General features: G+C 75.0%; 16 protein-coding genes and 2 pseudogenes. 12 read left to right on the plus strand and 6 right to left on the minus strand.

Annotated features, from left to right (window positions below; all coding sequences use genetic code 11):
* The first annotated feature begins 59 nt into the window (after positions 1–59).
* Together AB0J08_RS25850 and AB0J08_RS25855 are read left to right on the plus strand one after the other, a co-directional pair.
* Entirely contained in the window at positions 60–1,673 is a 1,614-nt protein-coding gene (locus AB0J08_RS25850; RefSeq protein WP_360638874.1) for an alpha-amylase family glycosyl hydrolase, read from the plus strand.
* A 217-nt stretch (positions 1,674–1,890) separates the two neighbouring features.
* Entirely contained in the window at positions 1,891–2,979 is a 1,089-nt protein-coding gene (locus AB0J08_RS25855) for a hypothetical protein (protein WP_360638876.1), read from the plus strand.
* Positions 2,980–3,122: 143 nt separating this feature from the next.
* Here the strand turns inward: AB0J08_RS25855 and AB0J08_RS25860 are convergent, their stop codons facing one another.
* A complete protein-coding gene (locus tag AB0J08_RS25860) occupies positions 3,123–3,845 on the minus strand; it encodes a (2Fe-2S)-binding protein (protein WP_360638879.1) in 723 nt (240 codons plus the stop codon).
* Between the two features lie 560 nt (positions 3,846–4,405).
* Positions 4,406–6,133, minus strand: a complete 1,728-nt coding sequence (gene polX / locus AB0J08_RS25865) for a DNA polymerase/3'-5' exonuclease PolX (RefSeq protein WP_360638882.1) — start codon at positions 6,131–6,133, stop codon at positions 4,406–4,408.
* A gap of 345 nt (positions 6,134–6,478) precedes the next feature.
* Between polX and AB0J08_RS25870 the strand changes: the two genes are divergently transcribed.
* The 7 genes and pseudogenes from AB0J08_RS25870 (at position 6,479) to AB0J08_RS25900 (ending at position 12,967) form a co-directional block, all read left to right on the plus strand.
* Entirely contained in the window at positions 6,479–7,231 is a 753-nt protein-coding gene (locus tag AB0J08_RS25870; protein WP_360638885.1) for a hypothetical protein, read from the plus strand.
* A 147-nt stretch (positions 7,232–7,378) separates the two neighbouring features.
* Positions 7,379–8,119, plus strand: coding sequence for a winged helix-turn-helix domain-containing protein (locus tag AB0J08_RS25875; protein ID WP_360638888.1), 741 nt, complete (start codon positions 7,379–7,381; stop codon positions 8,117–8,119).
* Positions 8,119–9,414, plus strand: a pseudogene (locus tag AB0J08_RS25880) (MFS transporter); the annotation flags it as partial. The gene AB0J08_RS25875 and the pseudogene AB0J08_RS25880, both read left to right, overlap by 1 nt.
* Positions 9,415–9,575: 161 nt before the next feature.
* A complete protein-coding gene (locus AB0J08_RS25885) occupies positions 9,576–10,121 on the plus strand; it encodes an Imm21 family immunity protein (protein WP_360638891.1) in 546 nt (181 codons plus the stop codon).
* A 219-nt stretch (positions 10,122–10,340) separates the two neighbouring features.
* Complete coding sequence (locus tag AB0J08_RS25890) at positions 10,341–11,303, plus strand: hypothetical protein (protein WP_360638894.1); 963 nt, start codon at positions 10,341–10,343, stop codon at positions 11,301–11,303.
* A gap of 19 nt (positions 11,304–11,322) precedes the next feature.
* Positions 11,323–12,093, plus strand: a complete 771-nt coding sequence (locus AB0J08_RS25895) for a hypothetical protein (RefSeq protein ID WP_360638897.1) — start codon at positions 11,323–11,325, stop codon at positions 12,091–12,093.
* The gene (locus tag AB0J08_RS25900; RefSeq protein WP_360638900.1) at positions 12,071–12,967 is read left to right on the plus strand and encodes an inositol monophosphatase; all 897 of its coding nucleotides are present in this window, start codon (positions 12,071–12,073) and stop codon (positions 12,965–12,967) included. The genes AB0J08_RS25895 and AB0J08_RS25900 overlap by 23 nt, the downstream gene beginning before the upstream one ends.
* Positions 12,968–13,047: 80 nt before the next feature.
* On the opposite strand, the gene AB0J08_RS25905 is transcribed toward AB0J08_RS25900, so the two are convergent.
* Positions 13,048–14,211 (minus strand): SLC13 family permease, encoded by a 1,164-nt coding sequence (locus AB0J08_RS25905; RefSeq protein WP_360638952.1) that lies wholly within the window; start codon positions 14,209–14,211, stop codon positions 13,048–13,050.
* A gap of 127 nt (positions 14,212–14,338) precedes the next feature.
* Between AB0J08_RS25905 and AB0J08_RS25910 the strand changes: the two genes are divergently transcribed.
* On the plus strand, positions 14,339–20,266 hold the full coding sequence (locus AB0J08_RS25910) for a TIR domain-containing protein (RefSeq protein WP_360638903.1): 5,928 nt from the start codon (positions 14,339–14,341) through the stop codon (positions 20,264–20,266).
* A gap of 72 nt (positions 20,267–20,338) precedes the next feature.
* On the opposite strand, the gene AB0J08_RS25915 is transcribed toward AB0J08_RS25910, so the two are convergent.
* A complete protein-coding gene (locus AB0J08_RS25915; RefSeq protein WP_360638906.1) occupies positions 20,339–21,028 on the minus strand; it encodes a DUF6629 family protein in 690 nt (229 codons plus the stop codon).
* 261 nt (positions 21,029–21,289) lie between these two features.
* A pseudogene (locus tag AB0J08_RS25920) lies at positions 21,290–22,129 on the minus strand (DMT family transporter); the annotation flags it as partial.
* Positions 22,130–22,450: 321 nt separating this feature from the next.
* Between AB0J08_RS25920 and AB0J08_RS25925 the strand changes: the two are divergent.
* Positions 22,451–22,714, plus strand: a complete 264-nt coding sequence (locus tag AB0J08_RS25925; RefSeq protein ID WP_360638909.1) for a dsRBD fold-containing protein — start codon at positions 22,451–22,453, stop codon at positions 22,712–22,714.
* Between the two features lie 75 nt (positions 22,715–22,789).
* On the opposite strand, the gene AB0J08_RS25930 is transcribed toward AB0J08_RS25925, so the two are convergent.
* Entirely contained in the window at positions 22,790–23,701 is a 912-nt protein-coding gene (locus AB0J08_RS25930) for an alpha/beta fold hydrolase (protein ID WP_360638912.1), read from the minus strand.
* 97 nt (positions 23,702–23,798) lie between these two features.
* On the opposite strand from AB0J08_RS25930, the gene AB0J08_RS25935 reads away from it, so the two are divergent.
* Complete coding sequence (locus AB0J08_RS25935) at positions 23,799–24,254, plus strand: MarR family transcriptional regulator (protein WP_360638916.1); 456 nt, start codon at positions 23,799–23,801, stop codon at positions 24,252–24,254.
* The last annotated feature ends 68 nt before the right edge of the window (positions 24,255–24,322 follow it).

The following is a 24,322-nucleotide window of genomic DNA, read 5'->3' on the forward strand; positions in this document are numbered from 1 at the left end:
CGGGATCGGACGAGAATCGGTGGACCAGGACCCCGGCACCCCGCAGGAGGATCCACCCCATGACCTCGACCCGCCCCGGCCCCGACTGGCTGGCCGACGCCGTTCTCTACCAGATCTACCCGCAGACCTTCGCAGACTCCGACGGCGACGGCGTCGGTGACTTCGCGGGCATCGCCGAGCACCTCGACCACCTGGCCTGGCTCGGGGTCGACACGGTCTGGCTGAACCCCTGCTTCGCCTCGCCGTTCCGCGACGCCGGGTACGACGTCAGCGACTACCTCGCGCCCGCGCCCCGGTACGGCACCACCGAGGACCTGGCCGCGCTGGTCGAGGCGGCGCGGGGCCGGGGCATCCGGATCCTGCTCGACCTGGTCGCCGGCCACACCTCCGACCGGCACCCCTGGTTCCTCGCCGCCGTCGAAGACCCGGGCGACCACCGGTACATCTGGGCGGACCGGCCGGTCGAGGGCTTCGTCGCCTCGCCCGGCAGTCGCCCCGGCTGGTACCGGCCGAACTTCTTCGACTGCCAGCCCGCGCTCAACTTCGGCTACGCGCAGAGCCGTTCCGACCAGCCCTGGCGCCAGCCGGTGGACGCCGAGGGCCCGCGCGCCAACCGTGCCGCGCTGCGCGAGATCATGGCGCACTGGCTCGGCCTCGGCCTGGCGGGCTTCCGCGTCGACATGGCCTCCTCGCTGGTCAAGGACGACCCCGGGTTCGTCGAGACCGCCAAGCTCTGGACCGAGCTGCGCGACTGGCTCGACCGCGCCCACCCGCAGGCCGCGCTGCTCGCCGAGTGGGGCGACCCGGCCACCGCGGTCGCGGCCGGCTTCCACGCCGACTTCTTCCTGCAGTTCGGCGGCGCCGACCACGGCCTGCCGCTGCGCTCGCTCTGGAACAACGGCGCCGGAACGGTCGAGGAGTACTGGAGGCAGGGCCCCTGCTACTTCGAGGCCGAGGGCCGCGGCACCCCGCGGACCTTCCTCGACGCCTGGCGCAGCGCCGCCGAACTCACCGAAGGCGCCGGGTACATCGCGCTGCCCACCGCGAACCACGACTTCTCCCGGCTCGCCACCGGTCCGCGCACCGCCGAACAGCTCGCGCCCGCCTTCGCCTTCCAGCTCACCTGGCCCACCCTGCCGGCGGTCTACTACGGCGACGAGATCGGCATGCGGTACCTGCCCGGGCTGCCCGACGTGGAGGGCAGCGTGCTCGGTCCGCACTACAACCGGGCCGGCTCGCGCACGCCGATGCAGTGGGGGCCCGGGGTGAACGCCGGTTTCTCCGCCGCGCCCGCCGAGCGTCTCTACCTGCCCGTCGACCCCGATCCGCACCGCCCGGACGTCGCCACGCAGCGGGTCGACCCGACGTCGCTGCTGCACACCGTCCGGCGCCTGATCGCGCTTCGGCGGGCTCATCCGGGTCTGGGCGCGGGCGGCACGGTCGAGGTCCGCAACGCCGGGTACCCGCTGGTGTACACCCGGGCCGGGCGGTACCTGGTCGTGGTCAATCCGCGCCGGGAGCCGGGCGCGGTGCCGCTCGGACCGGCGGCGGGCGCCGCTTCCGGGGCGGTCGGCCCGGTCGGGGTGCGGCCGCTGGACGTGCAGGGGGTACGGGTGGTCGACGGCGAGCTGCGGGCGGACGGGTTCTCCTACGGGGTGTTCGAGCTGGGGTGAGGCGGCCGGGGCTTCGTGGGGCCGGGGCTATCGGGCTTCGCGGGGCCGGGGCTTCGCGGGGCCGGGGCTTCCGGGCTTCGCAGGGCCGGGGCTTCCGCGGGCCCAGGCTTTCGCGCACCCAGGCTTTCGCGCACCCTGGCAATGGTTGTACACTGCATCCAGATAGTTGCATTTACCATCTGTTTTGGATGTGGCACCGGAGGATGAAACGAACGCCATGAGCTCACCCCAGACCACCGCGGCCGCGCCCGCCCTGAGGCACTCGCTCCAGCACCTCGCCGTCCACCTGCTCACCCCGCTGCTGATGTGCCTGGGCATGGCGCTCGCCTACCAGGGCGCCTTCCACCAGCCCGCGCCGCACCACCTGAAGGTCGCCGTCGTCGGCACCTCCGCGCAGGCGCAGGGCCTCGCGGACGCCGTCCGGGCCAAGGCCGGCCCGGCGCTCGACGTCAGCACCCTGTCCACCCGGGAGGCCGCCGAGCAGCAACTGCGCGACCGCGAGCTGGTCGGCGCGTTCCTGCCGGACGCCCGGAGCCCCGAACTGATCGTCGCCAAGGGCGGATCCGACACCTCCGCGATGGCGGCGGAAGCGGTGTTCCGGAACGTCACCGACAAGCAGGGCGTGCCGCTGGCCGTCACCGACCTGACCACGCCCAGCAAGGGCGACCCGACCGGTCAGGGCCTGTTCTTCCTGCTGGTCGCGCTCAGCATCGGCTCCTACGCGAGCGTCGCGGTGATCGGCGCGGCCGGTGCCGCGCTCGGCATGCGGATCCGGGCCCTGGTCGGCCTCGCCGTCTCGCTGGCGGTGAGCGTGATCGGCATCGTCACCGCCGGACCGGTCTTCCACGTCGTGGACCACGACCTGGCGGCCGTCTGGGCACTCGGCTGGCTGTACTCGGCAGGTGTCATCGCGATCGGAATCGGCCTCCACAGCTTCCTGAAGCGATGGACCACGCTGACGATGATGGTGCTGTTCGTGATGCTGAACTTCACCACCTCCGGCGGCATCTACCGGCCCGAGCTGCAGAACGGCTTGTTCGGTGGCCTGCACGCGTTCTGGACCGGTGCCGGATTCATGGAGGGCGCCCGCAGCATCCTCTACTTCGGCGGTGGCGCCGGGCTCGGCCGACACGTGCTGACACTGGTGCTCTGGCTGCTGCTGGGCGGCGCGGTGATGGTCGGCGCGGTCCGGTACGAGAAGCGCGCCCGGGCCCGCGCGCCCCGGGCGAGCGACCCGGCGGCCGACGCGGCGGCGGGGTCGGGGGTCGCGGCAGAGGAGGAGATGGAGGAGGCGGTCGCGGTCTGACCGCGCCGGCCGGAAGGCTCCACCCGCCGCCACGGGCATCGGCGCCGGGTGGGGACCGGCGGCCCGCGCCCGGCCCCGGACAGGCCGGGCGCGGCCGCTGCGCTACGGCGGGTCAGCCGGCGGGTCGCTCCTGCGGAGCGGGATCAGGGGCGGCGGGGCGGGCTGGTGAAGCAGCAGTCGCCGCAGACCCCCGCGCTCGGGCCGACCCGGTAGTAGAGGCAGCAACTGGTCCGCCGGAAGCCGGTGGTGCGCAGCGTCCCGGAGCCGGCCAGCGGCGGCCGGCGGAGCAGCTCCGCGACGAGGGCGCGGGCCCGGCCGGGGGCCGCATGGGCGTCCACCATGCGCAGCGCCCCGGCCAGCGCGGAGGCGGCGTTGCCGTCGAGCAGTCTGCCGGAGAGCGGTACGGCCGCTCGGACGGCGGCTGCGAGCAGCGCCAACTGGCCCTGGAGGAGCACGCGGTGGAGCCGGTCGACCAGCGGCTCGTCATCCGTCCGGTCCGGCTGCGCCGGCTCGTACGGCGTCCACAGGTCGATCGGGCCCTGCTCGGGAACGTGCACATGGGCGCGGTCCGGGTCCAGCGTGGGCACCGTGCCCAGCAGGACGGCGGAACCGAGGGTCACCGAGCAGAACCGGGCGGCCAGCCCGAGGTGCAGGATCGAGGCAGCGACCCGGGGTTCGGCGGTGCCGAGCCGGCGGGCCACCACCCGGACCCGCTCGGCCAGCGGCGCGTCGGACCCCTGCGCGTACAACTCGCGCAGCGGCCGGAACCCGGTCGGCGGGGCCTCGGCGGGCGAGGCGGCGGCGTCCAGCGCGAAGTACGGTCCGACGGCGGCGAGTCGACGGTAGTCGGGTGCGGCGCCGGTCACCGGCGGGCCGCCGCCCGGGTGGCCGGCGGACCCGGGTTTGGCCCGTCATGTCCCGTGCTGCCCGTGGACGAGCGGTGGTCGGTCATCGGATGGTCCTTCGGGGCGGGCCGGCGGGGCGTCGGCCCCGAGCGGTGGAGTTGCCGGTGTCGAGGCACCGTACCGTGCGGCGGCGGCCCCGGGGCGGCAGGAGTGGCCTCTGGGAAGGGATGGCCGCGCCCCGGCGGGGGTGACCGGAGGCGAGCGGTCGGAGGTGGCCGGTGGGCTCGGGCGTAGTCGGGCGGTCGGCCGGTGCCGGGCAGACGGAACCTGCGAGAAGGGGGTGGCCTCCGGACATCGTGTCCTCCGGCCTTGCGGTTCGATCGTCGACCGAGGTACCAGCGGCAGACCCTGATCCGTCTCGATCTGTCGCCACTGCCTCCTGCGGTCGAACTTCCCCAGCTCCTCGCAGGTCCACTTCCATGATGCGCTTCCCGCGCCGCCTGCGCCAGGGATTTTCTCCATGAATCAGGGCAATTCAGCCGGGCTGGGAGTGGGGGCGGCCGGGGCGCGGCGACCGGGCGCTACCGCAGTGCGTCCTTGCGCAGGAACCGCTTCAGACGCTGCCACGGCCAGGCGTTGATCACGTCCTCGGTGGTCAGCCAGGCCCGCTGTGCGGTGCCGACGCCATACCTCGGATAGGCCAGTTGCAGGGTGGAGTGGGCGTCGCTGTCGATCGAGAAGCGGACTCCGTGCCGTTTGGCCCGCAGCACGTCCTCGTCGCGCAGGTCGAGCCGCTGGGGCGAGCTGTTGATCTCGATCGCGGTCCCGGTCCGGGCGGCGGCCCGGAAGACGGCGTCGAGGTCGACGTCGATCGGCCCGCGCCGGCCGATCCGCCGGGTGGTGAGATGGCCGATGACGTGCACGTGCGGGTTCTCGCAGGCGCGGATCAGCCGGCGGGTCTGGGTGGCGCGGTCGGCCCCGAAGTGCGAATGGACGGAGGCGACGCAGACGTCGAAACCGGCCAGGAACCCGGCGGGCCAGTCCACGCCGCCGTCCGGTCCGATGTTCAGCTCGGTGCCGTGCAGCAGGCGCAGTCGCCGGTGGCGGCCGGCCAGTTCGCGCAGCCGCTCGCGCTGGGCGAGCATCTTCTCGTCCGTCATGCGCTGCATCACCAGGTCGGGCGCGTGGTCGGTGACGGCGTAGTACGCGTAGCCGCGGGCGGCCGCCGTGTCGATCATCTCCTCCAGGGGGGCCAGCCCGTCGGTGAGGTCGGTGTGGGTGTGCAGGTCGCCGCGCAGGTCCGCCTCGGTGACGAGCTCCGGGAGCTCGCCGCGCAGGGCCGCCTCGATCTCGCCCCGGTCCTCGCGCTGTGGCGGCGCGATCCAGGGCAGGCCGAGCGCCGCGTAGACCTCCTCCTCGGTGGCCGAGACGATCTTCTCGCCGCTCTCGGCGTCGAACAGGCCGTACTCGGAGAGCTTGAGCCCGGCCCGGACGGCGATCGTGCGGAGCCGGATGTTGTGCGCCTTCGAGCCGGTGAAGTAGACCAGCGCCGCTCCCCAGTCCTCCTCCGGCACCACCCGCAGGTCCACCTGGAGGCCTTTGGCGGTGCGCACCGAGCTCTTGGTCGGCCCGCGCACGATCACCTCGGCCACCGTGGGGAGTCCGGCGAGCGCGGCCATCAGGGGGGCGGAGTCCTCGGCGGTGGCGAGCACGTCGATGTCACCGACGGTCTCGCGCATCCGGCGCAGCGAACCCGCGTACGCGCAGCGGGTGCAGCCCGGGACGGCCGCGATCGCGGCGACGACCTGCTCGGCCTGCTCGGTGGCGGCGTCGAGCAGGGTCCGTCCGCCGGACTGCCGCACCAGGTCGATGCCGCGCAGGATCTGCTCGCCGCTGCGCTCGCCGAAGCCGGCCACGGTGCTCAGCCGGTCCGCGCGGATCGCCTCCGCGAGCTGGTCGACGGAGGCGATGCCGAGGTCGCGGTAGAGGGCGAGGGCGCGCTTGGGGCCGAGGCCGGGGATGGCCGTCATCTCGCGGACCCCGGCCGGGATGGCCGCGCGCAGTGTCTCCAGGGCCTCCATCCGGCCGGTGGCGAGGTACTGGGCGATCTTGTCGGCGGTGGACTTCCCGACGCCGGGGATCTGTTGGAGGCCCTTGGCGTCCAGTCCGGCGATGTCCTCCGGATGACCGCCCACCGCACGGGCGGCCTTCTCGTAGGCGCGGGCCCGGAAGGCGTCCCCGCCGGTGATCGAGATCAGGTCGGCGTACTCCTGGAGCAGCTCCTGGACCTGGTCGTTGAGCCGGGTCATGGGGCCAGTCTAGGTTCGGCGGGCCGGGCGGGCTGATCGGGCGGGGCGGGCCGGGAGCGGGCGTTCGGTGTCTGGTGTCCGGTGTCAGGTGTCCGGAGGAGTCTGCGGGTCCGGTCCCGATCGGGTGGCCCGGGGGTGCCCGGTGCCGGTGGCGGGGGACCCCCGTCGGTCGGCGGGTTCGTTTCCGGTCGGTCGGCGGGGTACCGTGCCCGGTTCGTGCCCCGGAGCCGGATTGTCACCCGTGCGGCCGGGGCGCAGGCTTGGCAGCAGGGGCCCGGACCGCGGCCCACTCCGGTCCGCCGCGCGGCTGGCGGCGGGGATCGGTGGAGTACGAGGGGCAGGGCGATGGCACGCGGGAAGCTCTGGGGCTATGTCGCGTCGGGTGCCCGGGCGCTCGGCGGGTTGGGCGCGCTCGGCGGCACGGGTGGGAACGGCCGCGGCGGCGGCCCCGGCGAGAGTGCGGACGGTACGGAGGTGGCGGCGGGGTTCGGCCCCGCCGGCGGCCTCGGGCGCCCGAGACCCGGGGCGATGGCCGGACCGCGCGAACTCACCCGCCCGGAACTGGAGCGGGTGCAGTGGACGGACCGGGCGGAGGGCTGCGGTCCGCGGGCGCCGCACGTCCAGGTGGCCGACGTGGTCCGGCGGGTGCTGCGCGGCGGCGGCCGGGCGGGGCAGGTGGCGGTCCGAATACCGGCCGGCCTGCCGGTCGTGGTCGCGGACGCCCGGAGGCTGGAGTCGGCACTGGCCGGGCTGATCGATCATGCGATCCGGCGCAGTCCGTGGGGGGCCAGGGTGCTGGTGCGCGCGGACGTGGCGGGCGCCCCGCAGGGGCCGGCGGGGCCGGCGGGTTCGGGTGCGGCGGGTTCGGGCGCGGGGCCGGGCGGGAGTCGGGCTCGGGTGGAGCTCCGGGTGGTGGACCGCGGGCAGAGCGAGTTGCCGGAGGCCCGCCAGTGGCTGGTGTCCGGACTGCGGTCCGCCGGTGCGGCGGGCCCGGCGGTGGACGGTCTGGTCCGCGCGGCCGGCGGGCGCCTGGCGGTGGAGCAGACCCCGGGGGGCGGGCTCACCGTGGTCCTGGTCCTGGCGGTCGCCCGCGAGTGAGACCGGGGGGTCGCGGAGTGAGGCCGAGGGTTTGCGGACGAGACCGGGGGCTTGCGGACGGGGCCGGTGGAGCCGACCGGGAGAACCGCAAAGACTTCTTCGCAAAAACCCTTTGCGAAGAAGTCTTTGCGGTTCTAGTCTGCTGCCATGACCGAGAACGAGCGGTGGCCGCACAGTCCCGACCCGCAGCGTGACGTCGTGCTCGACGCCAAGGGCCTGCGGGCCCTGGCCCACCCCGTCCGCGTGCAGCTGATCGGGCTGCTGCGCCGGGGCGGACCATCCACCGCGACGCGGCTCGCCGAGCAGATGGGGCTGACGTCGGGCGCGACCAGTTACCACCTGCGCCAGTTGGCGGCCGCCGGGTTCGTCGCCGAGGACGCCGAGCGCGGCAATGCCCGCGAGCGGTGGTGGCGGGCGGTCCACCAGCTCACCGTCTGGACGGACATGGAGCTGGCGGACGAGGATCCGGAGGCGGCCCTCGGGTACCTGCGGTCCGTCGTCGCCGCGCACACGCTGACCGCCCAGCGCGCGCTGAACGGGTACGAGACCATGCCGCGTGCCTGGCGCCATGCGCTCGACCTCAGCGATCTGGAGCTCCGGCTCACTCCCGAGGAGACCCGCAGTCTGACGGAGGAGCTGGCCGCCGTCGTCGGGCGCTACCGGCAGGCCGACGCGGAGGGTGCCCCGGCGGGCGCCGAGCGGGTGGCGGTGGTCCTCCAGGTACTGCCCGAGCCTGCCGGGGCCGCCGACCAGGGTGACGTCGACCGGGGCGACGCCGCGCAGGGCGACGCTGCTCCGGACGGCGCTGCTCCGGACGGCGCTGCTCCGGACGGCGCGGAGCGGGACGGGGCGGCGGACGGGCCCGGCGGTCCGGGGGTTCGGTCGTGATGGCGCCGACCGCCGTTGAGGCCGCCAGCGCCCCGCGCAGCCTCCGGCCGTTGGTCGGTGTGCTGTCGGCGATGGCCGTCGCGCTCACCGGCACCCGGGTCTCGGCCATCGCCCTGCCCTGGTTCGTCCTCGCCACCACCGGCAGCGCCACCATGACGGGCGTGGTCGCTTTCGTCGAGATGGCGCCGTACGTGCTGGTCAAGGCGCTCACGGGGCCGGTCGTCGACCGGCTGGGCCCGCGCGTCGTCTCCTGGACGACGGACACCGTGAGCGCCGTCGCGGCGGGCCTGATACCGCTGCTGCACGGTGTGGGCCTGCTGCCGTTCTGGCTGCTGCTGGTACTGGTCGCGGCGGTTGGCGCGGTGCGCGGCCCGGGGGACTTGGCCAAGGAGGTGATGGTCCCCGAGGCGGCCGACCACGCCCGGGTGCCACTGGAACGCGCCACCGGCCTTTCGGGTGTCACCGAGCGACTGGCCTCGACGGTCGGCCCGGCGGTGGGCGGCGGTCTGATCGCGTTGCTCGGTCCGATGGCAGGCCTGACGGTGAACGCGGTCGCCTTCGGGCTGGGCGCGCTGGTCGTGCTGTTCGTGCTGCCCCGGGGCATGGGCCGAGGGGCGCTCGCGCCGCAGTCCGAGCAGTCCGTACGGTCCGTGAAGGGTGCCGAGCGGGAGGAGCCGGCCGGTTACTGGCAGATGTTCCGGGAGGGCTTCACCTTCCTGCGCGGGGAGCCGCTGCTGCTCACCGTCATCGTCATGATCGCGGTGACCAACCTGCTGGATGCGGGCTTCCTGACGGTCCTGGTGCCGCTCTGGGCACAGGAGTCCGGCGGTGGGCCGGCCGCCATCGGGCTGACCGGCAGTGCCTGGGGGATCGCGGCGGTGGCGGGGAGCCTGATCGCGGCGGCCGTTGCCCACCGGCTCCCGCGCCGGGTGGTCTTCTTCGCTGCCTTCCTGCTCTGTGGGGCGCCGAGGTTCCTGGTCCTGGCCCTGGACGCGCCGATCGGCGTGGTGCTCGCGGTCTTCGCGGTGGGCGGCTTCGGATCCGGCTTCCTCAACCCGATCCTCGGGGCGGTGACCTTCGAGCGGGTGCCGCGCCATCTGCTGGGCCGGGTCGGTGCCCTCGGTGACTCCATGGCCTGGGCGGGCATCCCCCTCGGGGGTCTCCTCGCCGGTGCGGCCGTGGCCCTCTTCGGTCTGATACCCGTGCTGTTGGTGGGTGGCGGCCTGTACTTCGCCACCACCTCGCTGGCCGGCCTGCGTCCGGAGTGGCGCGAGATGGACCGCCTGCGCGGTCGCGGTCGGGCGGCCGACCCTCGTGAGCCCGTACGGTCGTCGGACTCGGACTCGGAGTCGCAGTCGGCGTCGGTGGCGGCGGCGCTGGCCCAGGCGCCATCGAGTGTCGGAGAGGCGAACGCCGGGGTGGACCGCCACCCCCCTGTCGATAGGGTCCGCGCACGGTGGTGGATGAGGCTTCCGAAGCGGTCAGGTGGGTGGAGTCCCAGGGTGGCCCGCTGGTCGTCGTCCCCGGGACGGTACTCGCGGCCTGGTCGGGATCGGCGGGCGGCGACGAGCTCGCGACTGACTTCGACAGGGCCTGTGCCGTCGATGGTCTGATCGGAGTCCTTCCGGTCGGGCCGAGCCAGGCGCTGGTCCTGGCGGACGAGCCGGCGTCCACGGCCTGGCTCCGCGAACAGGGTGTGTTCGTGCGCTGGTCGGCGGCGGAGTCGGAGGAGGCTCTGCTCGGCAGTGTCGATGCGGCGCTGCTCGCCGCCGCCTGGGAGCCGGAGGTGATCTGGCAGGCGTCGGGGCCGGTCGTACTGTTCGACGCGGCGTGGACGGGCGAGGAGTGCCGCCAGGAGGAGCATCTGCGGATCGACCTGGCGGCCGGGCGCTACGCCGTCCGGGCAGCCTATGTGGAGCCCGACGCCCAGACCTGGCTCACCCTGGTCCGGCTGCGGCGCCTCCCCGTCCACGCCGGGACGGGCCGTGATGCCCGTCCGTGACGCCGGATGGTGATGCCCGCCCGTGACGCCGGGACAGTGACGCCGGGACAGTGACGCCGGGGTAGTGGTGGTCCACGCGGTTCTGGCGGGGCCCATACCTCGGGTGTGCGCCCTCCGTGCTCGAAGGGCGCCCTCCGTGCGCCGTTCGGGAGTCGAACTGGCTGGCCGTCAACTGCGCTGCGGGCCTACCATGTTGGTGGCCGAAGGATGGGGGGCGGGGTGGCGAACGGGGGCTCGGGGCCCGGGCGGCGACTGGAGGGCGCGATCGCCTGGGCGCTCAGGAACTCGGACGGCGTCGTGGCCTTCTGCGGGGCGCTGGCCGTCGGGTTGCTCGACTTGTTCGGGGGAGGGCTCGGGGAGAACGTCGTCTCCGGTGCCACGCTCCTGGTGCTGGCCGCGGTGGTGTACGGGTCACTGGCCGAGCGCAAGCGCCGGATCAGCGACATCCGGGAGGCCACGGCCGGTGCGAGGCAGGCGCTGGACAGTCTGACCTCGGTGCGCGAGCTGGCCGGTGTGGATCTCGAACGGGCTCTGGAAGGCGCCCGGCAGGACACCGACCGGTGGGTGTTCAAGGGCGGTACCGGGACCTACCTGCGGGCCGTGACCCTGCCCGAGTGCGTGCGTGAGGCGCAGCGCCGGCGCCGTTCACTCACCGTCAAGATCGATATCGTGCACCCGGGTGACGAACGGGCCTGTGCCGCCTATTCGCGGTTCCGCGAGACCTTCGGTCACCGGCAGGGCCCCGTGGCGCAGGACGGTTGGAGTGTCGAGCGCACCCGCAAGGAGTCGTACGCCACCGTGCTGGCCGCTTCGTGGTACCGGCAGCGGCTCGACACCCTGGAGATCGACGTCCACCTGTCGTCCGTCGTCCCGACACTGCGCTTCGACCTCTCCGCGTCGTGCCTGATCATCACCCAGGACGACCCGCGGCGGGTGAGCCTCTACATCGAGCGAGGGCGCCCGCTCTACGACTACTACGTCACCGAGCTGCACCACTACCGGGAGCAGGCGGTCAAGCTCGACCTGCGGGACACGGAGCCGCTCAGCGAGGACCCCACCGTCGACGAGGCGAGGCGGCTCTTCGAGCAGCTCCGCCTCCCCTTGCCCGCGGCCTTCTCGGACCGCGACGTCGGCGACATCATCGACAGGGCGCTGCGCGCGGAGAACCCTTACCGCAGGTAGCCGCCGGAGGAGGGAGACGATGGACCTCTTCACGAGACTCGACCGGGCCACCGGGCAGGCCGCGTCCTCGCCCGCACCGGATGAGCCGAACAGGCCGGGCGAGCCGGAAGAACGTGGCCGGCCGGAATACCCTGGGCGGCCGGAGGGACGCATCGGCCCGGAGGAACCGGCCGGGCTCGACGGGCTGGTCGGCGGGCTCCTGACGGAGATCGCCTCGGGCAGGAGGCCGCTGCGCGCGGTGGCCCATCCGCTCGGCTTCTACTGCCTGCCCGTCCTGCGCGAGGGCGGGCGCGGGGTGTGCGTGCACGTGTTCGGGCCGGTCGCGCGGGATCCGCGTCGGCCGGCGGACCCGCCGGAGATCCACTGCCACAGCTGGGAGTTGAAGAGCCGTGTGCTGTACGGGCGGGTCGGCAACCTGAAGGTCCGGGTGTTCGACGAGCCGCGGCGGCCGACGCACCGCGCGTTCGAGGTGCACAGCCGCGCGGGTACGGACGAGATCCGGCCGACCTCGCGGTTGGTGCGCTGGGAGCCGGTCGGCGAACAGCGCAGTGCGCGCGGCGAGACGTACACCCTGGCGGCCGGGGAGTTCCACGCGACGCTTCTCGCCGGCGGCGCGCCGGCGGCCACCGTGGTGCTGGGGCGGTCCGTACCCGGGCCGGTGGATGTCGTACTGGGGCCCGTCGACGGGTCCGCCCGCCGGGTGGTGCGCCGGTTGTGCGATGCCGCCCAGACGGCTCGGATCGCCGGAGAGGCAGCGAGGAGGATCAGTGGACCAGATCAGGCCGCATGACGGCGCCCCCGCGTTCGAGTTCGAGTGCAGCGTCGCGGTGAAGGCCGCCGAGGAGGCGGGAGCGCTGCTGCGGTCCCGCTTCCAGGACACCTTCGGGGTCTGCTCGAAGGGCGAGGACGGTGATGTGGTCACCGAACTCGACCTGCTGGCCGAGGCCCTGGTGACCAGACGGCTCGCGGAATGCTTCCCGGGCGACCGGATCGTCGCCGAGGAGGGCGGCGTGACGGGCGGCGCGGCGGGCGGCCGGTCGGGCGGCCCGGCGTCGGGCCGCACCTGGCTGGTGGATCCGCTCGACGGCAGCAACAACGTGGTGATCGGGCTGCCGGCCTATGTGGTGGGCATCGCGCTCTGCGTCGACGGCGAGCCGGTCGTCGGAGTCGTGCACGACCCGGTGATCGGCCGGACGTGGCGGGCGGTCGCCGGCGCCGGTGCCTACGGTCCGCAGGGGCGGTTGTGCGACACCGCCGGTACGGCCCGGTCGGCGGGTGCGGTCGCCGCGGCTGGCCCGGTGCTCGCGTGGACCCAGGGGCACGGCATCGCGGCCGGTGACCGGGTGGTCCGGGAGCTGAGGGCGGAGGTGGAGGCCGGATCCCGGCGGTTGCTGCAGCTGTGGGCGCCGCTCCTCGCCTGGTCGATGCTGGCCAGGGGGGACATCGACGGCTTCGTCGGTTATCTGCCGGAGGAGATCGACCTGCCGGCCGGGTGCCTGCTCGCGGCGGAGGCCGGCGTGGTGATCCGCCGGCTGGACGGCGGCCGGTACAGCCCGCGGATCGGACAGGCCGACACCGCACGGAGCTTCGTCGCGGGAAGGCCGGGGGTGATGCCGTACCTGCTGGACCTGGTGGCCAGGGCCTCGTCAGCCGCGAGCGGCTGACGAGGTGGGCGGCGCGAGCCCTGCCACCCCCGCGAGCCCCACCACCCCCACCACCCCCGCCAGTCCCCGTCGCCCTGGCGTCACGACGTCAGGGCGAGCGCCGCGGTGGCCAGCGCGACGCCGCTGACGGCCAGCACGGCGCTGGTCGCGGCGACGCTGCGCAGCGGCACCCGCAGGCCGGCCGACCGGCACCGCTCGAACCAGAGCAGGGTGGCCAGCGAGGCCCAGGGCGTCACGAGGGGGCCGATGTTGGTGCCGATCAACAGGGCGAGCAACTGCTGGTGGTTGGCGGCCGGTACGGCGGCCTCGCCGGCCAGGTACACGGGCAGGTTGTTGAGCAGGTTCGACAGGCCCGCGCCCACCCCCGAGGCCCGGAACATCCCGAGCAGCCCGCCGTCCGTCCCGATCGCCGTGGCGAGCACCCGGTGCAGCCCGTGTGCGTCGACGGTCTGCACCACCAGGAACATCCCCGGCACCATGACCAGCAGCCGCCACGGGATCAGTGAGGTCCGTAGCGCCTCGGGCCGCCGTACGGCGAACGCCACCACCGTCACCAGCGCCGCCGCTCCCGAGGCGACCCAGAGCGGGAGGTCGGCCAGCAGGCTCGCGAGCAGGAACCCGGCGCAGGTCAGCGCACAGATCCTGAACAGCACCCGGTCCGCCGGGCGATGGGCCGGCGGCGGGCGGTAGTCGAGCGCGCCGCGCCGGCCGCGCCGCCAGTAGAACCCCCAGAGGCAGGCCATGGTGACCAGGGCGGCGGCCAGCTGGGGCGCCCACATGACCCGGGCCAGCCCCGTCGGGGAGAGGGCGACCCGCTCGGCGGCCAGCAGGTTGGTCAGGTTCGACACCGGCAGCAGCAGGCTCGCGGTGTTGGCCAGCCAGACGGTGGTCATGGCCAGCGGAAGGGGGGCGATACCCACCCGTGAGGCGAGGGCCAGCATCACCGGGGTGAGCAGGACGGCGGTGGTGTCCAGGTTGAGGGTGATCGTGGTGACGGAGGCCAGCGCCACGCAGAGCAGGAACAGCGCCGCGTAGCTGCCCCGGGCGGTCCGGGCCACGCCTGCCGCCAGCACGTCGAACACCTCCGCCGCGCTGGTGAGTTCGGCGAGCACGATGACCGTGCCGAGGAAGGCGAGCAGGGGCGCGATCCGGGAGACGGCGGCCTCGGCGGAGGCTGTCGGAAGCAGCCCGGTGGCGAGGAAGAGCAACCCGCACGTGAGCAGCGCCGCAGCCACCCAGTCCAGTGGATGCAGCCGCTTGACGGTGGGCCAGTAGGCAAGCACGGTGGTCAGGGTCGCATACGAGCGGTGGTTGGTCGAGTCTCCGGCCGAACCGGGGTCCAACGCCGACGATCGGCCATAAGCTTTCTCCATGGGGGCATTTGACGTGAACCCGGGCGGTCCCGGGCCGATCGACTTCTTCATCAGCTACTCGCCGGCCGACGAGCGGTGGGCGGCCTGGATCGCCTGGACCCTGGAGGACGCGGGGTACCGGGCCTTCCTGCAGGCGTGGGACTTCGTCCCGGGGACCAACTTCGTCGACTTCATGGACCGGGGTGTCACCGAGTCCGCCGCCGTGATCGCGTTGCTGTCGAGCAACTACGAGCGCTCGCGGTACGGGCGGATGGAGTGGCAGGCGGCCCTGCGCGCCGATCCCGACGCGCCGGACCGCCGGCTGCTGACCGTCCGGATCGAGGACATCCCGGTGGACGGCCTGCTCGCCACCCTGACCTACATCGACCTGGTGGGCGTCACCGAGCCCGCGCGGGCCCGGCAACTGCTGCTCACCAGGGTCGGCCAGGCGATGGACGGCCGGGCCCGGCCGGAGCTGCGGCCGGGCTATCCGGGCGGCGTCACGGTCGGTCCGCCCGCCGTCCGGGCACGGGACGACCAAGTACCGGCGCAAGTACCGGCGCAGGATCACGCGCAAGCGCAAGCGCAAGCACACGCACAGGCGCAGGTGCTGGAGCCGGTCGGCGGGACGGGGCGGTCCGGTCGGCGCAGGCCCTCCGTGCAGCCCGAGTACCCGCCGGCGGCCGGCCGCGCGGGCGGGCGCGAGTCGGTCACGGTGCTGCACCTGGCGGGCCCGGCCTTCGGCCGCGGCAACGATCCCGTGGACCTCCAGGCCGCCGTCTGGGGGGACTTGGTCGAGCTCGCGGATGCCGGCGCGCCGGCGCCCGAACTGGTCGTCGTCACCGGGGACCTCACCGCCTCCGGCAGCCCCCGCGAGTGCGAGCAGGCACTCGCCTTCCTGACCGGCATGCGCGCCCTGCTCGGACTGGAACCGCACCGGGTGGCGATCGTCCCCGGCGGCCAGGACGTCAGCCAGGCGGCCTCCCGCGCCTACTTCGCCACCTGCGAGGCGGACGAACTGCGGCCCACCCCGCCGTACTGGCCCAAGTGGCGGCACTACGCCCGGCTGTTCCAGGAGTTCTACCAGGGGCTGGACGTGGTCTTCGACAGCGACCAGCCCTGGACGCTGTTCCCCGTCCCCGAGCTCGGTACGGTCGTCGCCGGCCTGAACTCCTCGATGGCCCACAGCCATCGGGCCGACGACCGGTACGGCTGGCTCGGCCCCGAGCAGGCCGCCTGGTTCGCCCAGGCGCTGCGCCCGTACGAGAACGACGGCTGGCTGCGGATCGGGGGAGTCCGGCACCCGGTCACCACCCGGCCGGCGGGCGCCCGGTCGGCGCGGGCGGGCCAGGACGCCGAGCCGCTCCGGGACGTCGACCGCTTCACCCGGCTGACCGCGCCCCGGCTGCACCTGCTGATGCACGGCCCGGCCGACAGCCGCACGCCGCTCCAGACCCTGCCCACCGCCGCCGGGGAGCTGAGGGTCGTCGGCGCCGCCGCGCCCGGCGCGCACCAACTGGTGCAGCTCACCCGTGAGGGCCTCACCCACTGGCCCGGACCGGGCGCCGAGCCCCGGCGGTCGGCCGCCGCCTGGCGGCGGTCCCACCGCGCCTTCCCGCCGCCGCCCGAGGCGGCGGCCGGCCCCGCCCTCCCGCCGTCGGCGGACACCGCCCCGCCGCCCGCCGCGGCCGAACGGGAGAGCCGGGAGCTGCCGTCCCCGCTCGACACCCTGCTGGCCAGGGTCGCCGAGGTCTGCCGGACGCGGCACCAGGGCGCCCAGATCCGTTCCGTCGCCGGATCGCCGCCCCAGCTCTTCGTCACCTGGAGCGAGTCGGGGTTCGTCCGGCAGCTGCGGGTCGCGGCCTGCGCGCACACCCCCACCGCCGAGGACGTCGACCGCTTCGTCGACGAGGTGCACGCCACCGGTACCGCCCCGGACGCCGAGCTCGTCCACGACGGCCCGCCGCCACCGCGCGAGTTGCGGGACCGGGCCCGGCGGCGCGGCGTCCGGCTGCGCAGCTTCATCGAGTTCCAGGGCCTGCTGGACCTCCGCGACCACGTCACGGCGCAGAGTGCGCGGCTGGCCGCAGACGGCCGGTACCAGCCGGGCCTCTACCTGCCGCAGCGCTACCGGGACGCCGAGCGCCCCGGCGGGGAGGAGCGCGAGGGCCTGGTCGACGAGATGCTCCGGCTGCTGGACTCCGACCACGGCAGGTTCCTGCTGCTGCTGGGCGACTTCGGGCACGGGAAGACCTTCGCCCTGCGCGAGCTGGCCCGCCGCATTCCCGCGGAACTCCCGCACCTGACACCGCTGTTCATCGACCTCAGCGCACTCGACAAGGCGCACTCCTTCGACGGCCTGGTGGCGGCGCACCTGACGGCCCACGGTGTCGACACCCTCGACCTCCGGGCCTTCCGCTACATGCTCCGGCAGGGCCGGGTGGTCCTCCTGTTCGACGGCTTCGACGAGCTGCTGAACCGCGTCAGTTACGAGCGCGCCGCCGATCACCTCCAGGTGCTGCTGGACGCCGCCGTGGACAGCGCCAAGATCGTGGTGAGCAGCCGCACCCAGCACTTCAGCTCCCAGGAGCAGGTGCTCACCGCCCTCGGCGAGCGGGTCGGCCTGCTCCCGCAGCGGCGGCTGATCGCCGTCCAGGACTTCACCACCGGTCAGATCCGCGGCTACCTGGCCAACCGCTACGGTGACGAGGCCGCGGCCGACCGCCGGATGCGGCTGCTGGAGGCCATCCCCGATCTGCTCGCGCTCTGCCGCAACCCCCGGTTGTTGAGTTTCGTCGCCGATCTCGACCACGACCGGCTGCGGGCCGTCGCCGGAGCCGGCCGGGCGCTCAGTGCCGCCGGCCTCTACCAGGAGGTCTTCACCGCCTGGCTGGAGTTCGAGGAGCGGCGCGGTCAGGGCGGCCCGGGCGCCGCGCCGGGCCTCGGCCTGGACCAGCTCTGGGAGGCCGTCACCGCGCTCGCGCTGCGGCTGTGGGAGAGCAGCCGCACCGCCATCCCGTACGACGAGCTGCTGGACCTCTCCGGCGTGCTGACCGGCCTGGTCGGGAGCCGCCTGCCCGCGCCGCAGATCGCGCACGCGGTGGGATCGGGCAGCCTGCTCGTCCGGTCCGACGAGGGCGTGTTCCAGTTCATCCACGGCTCCGTGGTCGAATGGCTGGTCGCCCGGGCGGCGGCCGCCGCGCTCGGGCGGGGCGAGTCGGAGCTGCTCGCCCGGCGCCCGCTCAGCCGGCTGGCGGTCGAGTTCCTCTGCGACCTCGCCGACCACCAGGTCTGCCAGCAGTGGGCCCAGGGCGTCCTGGACGGTGCCGCCGACGCGGACGCGCCGGCGCGCATCAACGCCGTCAAGGTACTGGCCAGGCTGCGGGTGCCCGCCCACACCGACCTGCGCGGCGCCGTGCTGGCCGGCGAGGACCTCTCCCACCGGGACCTCTCCGGTGTCGACCTCGGCCAGGCCGACCTCACCGACGCCCGGCTGCTCGGTGCCAACCTGGCAGGTGCCTCGCTGCGCGGCGCCCGGCTCGCCGGTGCCCGGCTCGACGCGGCCGACCTCTCCGGCGCCGACCTCTCGGGAGCGGACCTGCGGGGTGCCCGGCTGGTCGGGACGGACCTGCGCGGGGCCCGGCTGCGGGGCAGCCGCTGGCAGCGGGCCGCCCTGATCTCCGCCGTCACCGACGACGAGGTGCTGGCCGCCCCCGAACTGCGCGCGGCGGCCATCGCCCCCGGCCTGCCCGTCGAGGCCGGCTTCCGGCCCTCGGAGGTCGGCGTCCCGTACGGCTTCGACGTGCGGACCACCCGGCTGCCCGAGCCGGTCGCCTTCAGCGCCGACGGCCAGCTGCTCGCGGTGGGCAGCGCCGACGGCAGCGTGCTGGTCTGCGACGCGGTCACCGGGGTCGCCCTGCGCACCCTCAAGGACCACATCGGCCGGGTCTACGCGGTGAAGTTCGCCGGAACCGTGCTGGCCACCGGCAGCGCCGACGGCACCGTCCGGCTCTGGGACCAGGTCTCCGGGGAGTGCCTGCACCGGCTCGACGTCCACCCGGGCGGGGTCTGGCCGGTGGCGCTGGGGCCGGCGGGCGCGCTGCTCGCCACCGGCGACGCCGACGGGACGGTCACTCTCTGGGACACCGCCACGGGCGAGCCGCTGCGCCGGCTGACCGGGCACGCCGCACCCGTCTACACGACGGTGTTCAGCCCGGACGGCGCCCTGCTGGTCACCGGTGACCGGGCCGGTGGCGTGCGCCTGTGGGACACCGCGACCGGGCGGCGGGTCGCCGAACTCCCGGGGCACCGGGGATCCGTGTTCCGGGCCCGGTTCAGTCCGGACGGGACGCTGCTGGCCACCGGCGACGCGGGCGCGGACGCCGCGGGAGGCGCCGGGCCGGCCGCCCCGGGCGGAGCGGTCCGGGTCTGGGACGTCGCGACGCGACGGCTGCTCCACACCTTCGACGGGCACGGCGGCCGGGTCTACACGCTCGCCTTCCACCCCGCCGGGGACCTGCTCGCCAGCGGCGACACGGCGGGCCAGATCCGGCTCTGGAACCCGCTCGACGGCACACCGGCCGGCCGGCTGGAGGGCTGCACCGGCGCGGTGTACCAGGTCGCCTTCGACGCCGACGGCGGCCGGCTCGCCGCCGGGGACAGCGACGGCGTGGTCCGGGTCTGGCGGGTCGGGCCGGCCGGCCGCGGGGAGCGCGAGGTGGCGGCGCTGCACCGCCAGCCCCCTGAGCACCGGGGCTCGGTCTGGGCCTGCCGGTTCCGCCCCGGCACCGGACCGGGCCGGGCGGAGGCGGACCCGCTGCTGGTGACCGGTGGCAACGACGGCGCCGTCCGGCTCTGGGACCCCGCCTCCGGGCGCAGCCGCCAACTGCTGCGCGGCCACGGGCGCCGAATCGGATCGCTCTCCTTCAGCGGGGACGCCACCCTGCTGGCGGCCGGCGGCAACGACGGCGTGGTCCGGCTCTGGGAGCCCGCCACGGGCCGGCGGATCAGGGAGCTCTCGGGCCGCAGCAGCCGGCTGGTCTCGGCGCAGTTCAGCCCGCAGGGGCCGGTCCTGGCCACCGCCAGCAACGACGGCGACCTCTACCTGTGGAACGCGCTGACCGGTGAGTACCTGCGGGAGATGGACGTCGAGACGGAGCACGTCTGGGCGGAGGCGTTCAGCGCGGACGGCGTCTTCGTGGCCACCGCCAACGACGACGACACCGTGCGCATCTGGTACCGCAGCACCGGCGCGCACGTCGCCACCCTGCGGGAGCACCGGGGCCGGGTCCGCTCGATAGCGTTCAGTGCGGACGGACGCCGGCTGGCCACCGGTTGCGACGACAGCACGGTCCGGATCTGGGACATCGGCGCCGGCCGGATCGAGGCCCGCCTCGAAGGGCACCGCGACCGGGTGTACAGCGTCTCGTTCGCCCCCGACGGCTCCTGGCTGGCCAGCGCCTCCTGGGACGGCGACGCCGTGATCTGGGCCGACGGCGGCATCGAGCACCGGCTGACCGGCCATGCCGGCCGGCTCTGGACGGCGGCCGTGCACCCCCGGCGGGCGTTGTTCGCCACGGCGGGGGACGACCGGGTGGTCCGCCTCTGGGACCCTCGCACCGGCCAGGACCTCGGCCGGCTGCGCGGGCACACCGGCCGGATCCTGGCGGTGACGTTCAGCCCGGACGGCTCGCTGCTGGCCGGCGGTGGCGAGGACGGCACGGTCCGGCTGTGGGACGTCCCCGCCACCGGCGCGCCCACGGCCCGCGCGACCCTGCTCGGGGCGCCCGACGGCTGGGCGGCGCTGTCGCCGTCCGGCGCCTACAAGTACGAGGGCGACGTCGTGGGCGAGTTCTGGCACGCGGTCGGGATGTGCCGCTTCGAGCCCGGCGAGCTCGACAACCGGCTCCCGGGCGTCCACCGGATGCCGCCGGAGGCGCTGCTCTGAGCCCGGGGAAGCTTCGGGCGGGGCGCGCCGCCGGGTGCGGGCGGGGCGCGGCGGCGCACTCGGGCCGGCGGATCAGAGCGCGGCCGGTGGCCCCGGCGCGGGGCCGTCGGCCGCTGCCCCGTCCCGGGGCGGACGGGCGGTCCAGTGCAGGAGGAGCAGGCTGGCCAGGGCGGCCAGGGCGCACCAGGTCGAGACGAAGGCCAGCCGCCAGAGCAGCGCGCACACGACGGCGCCTGCCCCGGTGAGCAGGCCGAGCCGGCGCAGCAGGCGGTCACCGCCGAGGAGCAGCGAGCCGACGGTCGCCACGAGGTAGCCGGTCAGCAGGAGGGCCGGGTGCGGGATGCCGACGGCGTAGCCGAGGGTGTGCCCGTGTGCGGTGGCCGTCACCGGGCGGGTCAGGACGGCCACCGCGAGCGGGACGGCGACGAGCAGGCCGAGCAGGACGAAGGCCAGGAGCAGGCGTCGGCGGCCAGGGTCGCGGGCGGCGCAGCGGACCCCCACCGGGACCAGCACGGGCAGCAGCGGCAGCGCGATCAGGGCCCAGGCGGTGCGGGCCCACCCGGCAGGCCCGGCGGGGAGGTCGCCCTCGGTGCCGAGCCAGACGGCGGCCTCGATCAGCTGGTGTGCGCCCAGGACCAGGGGGAGGGCCGCGAGCGGCAGCCGCTCGGGCCGTCCGGCGCGGTGGGTCCGGACCAGGCAGAGGACGCCGATGCCCGACACCACCCCGCCGGTGACGAGGTCCGCCTGCGCGCTCCAGCACATGGGCCGCCCGCCGTTCCGTCGCCGGGCCGGCTACCGGGAGCCGGCGCTGTCGGTGGTGCCGCCGGAGTCGTCGTCGGGGCCTTCGTCGTCGGGGCCTTCGTCCTCGGGCCGGTCGGAGTGGGAGCGGTCGGAGTCTGGGCGGTCGGCGCGGGGGCCGTCGGAGTCGGAGCCGGCGGAGCTGTCCGCAGCGGGCCGGCCGGCCGCGCCGGCCCCGTCCTCGGCGAGATCGTCGGCGCTCGTCGCGTCCTCGCCGCCGCTGCCGGGCATGGCGGGGTGACGGCCGATCACCACCACTCCGACGACGACGGCCACCAGCCCCGCCGCCTCCCAGGCCAGGGCGCCGGGGGTGACCCGAAGGCGGTCGCCGAGGAAGCCCACCGCGCAGACGATCCCGGTGATCGGCTGGGCCGCCGTCAGTGCGGGCAGGGACATCCGTAGCGGGGCGGCCTCGAACGCGCTCTGCACCAGCAGCAGTCCGACCACGCCCGCCGTCGCCACCGCGTACGGCTGCCAGCTGCGCAGGACGGCGTCCAGCCCGTCGTGGTCGAGGCGCTGGGTCGTCGTGCGGGTGAGCGCGTCCTGGAGGCCGTAGAGCAGGCCCGCGGCCAGGGCGAGCAGGGTGGCCTCCTCGAACAGCGGCAGTCGGCGGGCCGTCGAGACCAGCAGCAGCGTCAGCCCGACCACCGTGCCGACCACCAGCCAGTGCCGCAGCTCCCCGGCCGGTGCGCCGCCGCCGGTGGGGCGGCCGGCCACGATGAAGGCCGTCACGCCGAGCCCGAGGAGCAGCACGCCGGCCCAGCCGGAACGGCCGAGGCTCTGCCGGGTCAGCACCCGGGAGAGTGCCATCGCGAACAGCAGGTTGGTGGCGAGCAGCGGTTCGACCAGCGAGACCTCGCCCTGGTTGAGGGCGAGCGCGGAGAGGACCAGGCCGGCGACCATGAAGCCGGTGCCGAGCAGCCACTCGGGCATCCGCAGCAGGTCCAGCAGCAGCCGCCAGCGCAGCAGATCGGCACGCGGGGCACGCTCTGCCGCGTGCTGCTGGAGGACGAATCCGAGGCCCAGGCAGCAGGCGGCGCTCAGTGCGAGAAGGAAGACCACCACGTAGGGACCACCCGGACGTCGCTGCCCGCGCCGGACCGGCGGTCCGTGGTTCGACGGTGGTCGCGGCGCGCTCCCGCCAGCGTACCGCCGGGGCGTCGCCCCGACCGCCGGGACGCGGGCCTCCCGGGCCCTTCCGGCCCCGAGCCTGCCGCCGTCCGGCTGGTGCCTGCTGCCGCCCCGGCCCCGCCCCGGCCCGCCCCGCCCCGGTCGCGCTTGCCGCTCTGGGCGCCGGGGGCGCACGCTGGTGTGAGCAGCCGCCACGGGGTCCGCATCCGTGCCGGCCTGAGCAAGGGCGACGGGGGCAGCGCCAGGAGGTGTGGCATGCACAACCAGTGGGATGTGGAGCTGAGCTTCGAGGAAGACGGCGTGCACACGGGATGCGACGCGAGGCTGACCGGCGCCAGGGCGCCGGGCCTGAGCGCCCACGGCGAGGCGCTCAAGAGCGCGGAGGACCGTCCGCTCGCCCGGATCGGCGAGGAGGTCGCGGCCTCACGCGCGCTGGAGGCGCTGTCCCGCAAGCTGCGGGCCCAGGCGACCGGAGAGATCGAGGACGAGGGCCGTCGGCCGGGCTACCTGATCTACTGAGCTGCCGCCAGCCGCCAGCCGGCAAGAGCCGGCCGGCGGTCTGGCCCGGCCCGGTGTCTCCGACCCGGCGTGAGGTCACGCCCCGTCGGAGAGGAAGGCCGTGAGGGGGCCGGTCAGCTCGGCCGGCCGGGCCGTGAGCAGGTTGTGGTGGGAGAGCCCGGGCAGGACGGCGACGGTGGCGTCGGGCAGGGCGCTGCGGGCCGCCGCGGCCACGCGCCCGGCGTCGTGCGCGCGGCTGCGCTCGGCCAGCAGGACCAGCGTGGGCGCACCGAGGGTACGCAGCCGCACTCCCGTCGGGCGCGGTCCGGTGACCACCCGGGAGGCCGGGAAGCCGGCGTGGCCGAGGGCGTAGACCTCGCGCCAGCCGGCGTCGAGCCCGCTGCCGCCGCTCTCCCAGTCCAGGTAGGACCGGGCCCGGCCGACCGTGCGGGGTGGTAGGAAGAGCGGCAGGGCGCGCAGCAGGTAGCCGGGCCGGAAGCCGGCGAAGCACTGGGTCGGATCGAGCAGGGCGAGCCGTCCGACCCGCGCCGGGGCGTGCAGGGCGTACTCCAGGGCGATCCACCCGCCGTACGAGTGGCCGCAGAAGTCGGCCTCGGGCACGTCGAGTCGGTCGAGCACCGCGTCCAGCCAGCCCAGCAGGCCGGGCACGCCGCCGAGCGGGTCGCCGTCGTGGCGGCTGCGCCCGGGGTCGCCGATCAGGTCGACGGCGAGGACGCGGTGCCCGGCCGAGGTGAGCGCCTCGACGGTGTCCAGCCAGCCCGTGGAGGTGGCGCCGCCGCCGTGGAGCAGGACCAGGGGCCGCCCGTGGCGGGGACCGCAGGCGTTGACCCGGGTGGTGCCGTGCGGCGTCCGGACGGTGAGCGGCTCGACGGGGACGGGCCAGCGGGCCAGTACGGCGTCGTAGGCGGCGAGGAACGCCCCGAGGGTGGCCCCGGCCGGGTCGGCGGTCGGGGCGCCCTGCGGGGAGTGCGGGGTCTGTGCTGACATCGTGCTGCCTCCGACGGGTGGCAAAATGGCTCGCTGAACAATAATCTCGTTGGGCGAGAGAATAGTCCCACGGGACCCGGAGAGGAAGGACGACAGGGTGGACGAACCGGAGGAGCCGATGCAGCTGATCCATCTGCTGCGCGGGCTGACCGTCGAACTCGACTTGTTCGGTTCGGAGTTCGCCGGCCGCCACGGCCTGCACCCGACCGACCTGCGGGCGCTGATCCACCTGCTGGACGCCGCCCGCGCCGGGGCGGTGGTCACGCCGGGCCGCCTCGGAGAGGCGCTGCGGCTGAACTCGGCGGGCACCACCGGCCTGGTCGACCGCCTGGAGCGGCTCGGCCTGATCCGCCGTGAGCGCGACCCCGGGGACCGCCGCAAGGTCCGGCTGGTGGTCGAGGAGCGGGCGATGGACCTCGGGCAGGCCTTCTTCGGCGGGCTGATCGCCGATCTGGTGGCCGCCATGGGCCGGTTCGACGCGGCGGAGCTGGCGACGGCCCGGCGGTTCCTGCTGGCCATGACCGAGGTGGTGGCCACCGCCCGGGAGGAGTGACCGGGCCGCGGCGGCGAGTCGACCGCCGTCCGGGGCCGGCGCCGGGGCGACCCGGGAGGAGCGCTTCG

Origin of the sequence: Kitasatospora sp. NPDC050463 (assembly GCF_040655255.1) — a bacterium.
Lineage (GTDB): Bacteria > Actinomycetota > Actinomycetes > Streptomycetales > Streptomycetaceae > Kitasatospora.

Coding starts and splice junctions, on each gene's coding strand:
- AB0J08_RS25870 (WP_360638885.1), top strand. CDS start 6,479: ATGGCACGCGGGAAGCTCTGGGGCTATGTCGCGTCGGGTGCCCGGGCG.
- AB0J08_RS25855 (WP_360638876.1), top strand. CDS start 1,891: ATGAGCTCACCCCAGACCACCGCGGCCGCGCCCGCCCTGAGGCACTCG.
- AB0J08_RS25925 (WP_360638909.1), top strand. CDS start 22,451: ATGCACAACCAGTGGGATGTGGAGCTGAGCTTCGAGGAAGACGGCGTG.
- AB0J08_RS25850 (WP_360638874.1), top strand. CDS start 60: ATGACCTCGACCCGCCCCGGCCCCGACTGGCTGGCCGACGCCGTTCTC.
- AB0J08_RS25930 (WP_360638912.1), bottom strand. CDS start 23,701: ATGTCAGCACAGACCCCGCACTCCCCGCAGGGCGCCCCGACCGCCGAC.
- AB0J08_RS25895 (WP_360638897.1), top strand. CDS start 11,323: ATGGACCTCTTCACGAGACTCGACCGGGCCACCGGGCAGGCCGCGTCC.
- AB0J08_RS25875 (WP_360638888.1), top strand. CDS start 7,379: ATGACCGAGAACGAGCGGTGGCCGCACAGTCCCGACCCGCAGCGTGAC.
- AB0J08_RS25910 (WP_360638903.1), top strand. CDS start 14,339: ATGGGGGCATTTGACGTGAACCCGGGCGGTCCCGGGCCGATCGACTTC.
- AB0J08_RS25915 (WP_360638906.1), bottom strand. CDS start 21,028: ATGTGCTGGAGCGCGCAGGCGGACCTCGTCACCGGCGGGGTGGTGTCG.
- polX (WP_360638882.1), bottom strand. CDS start 6,133: ATGACCCGGCTCAACGACCAGGTCCAGGAGCTGCTCCAGGAGTACGCC.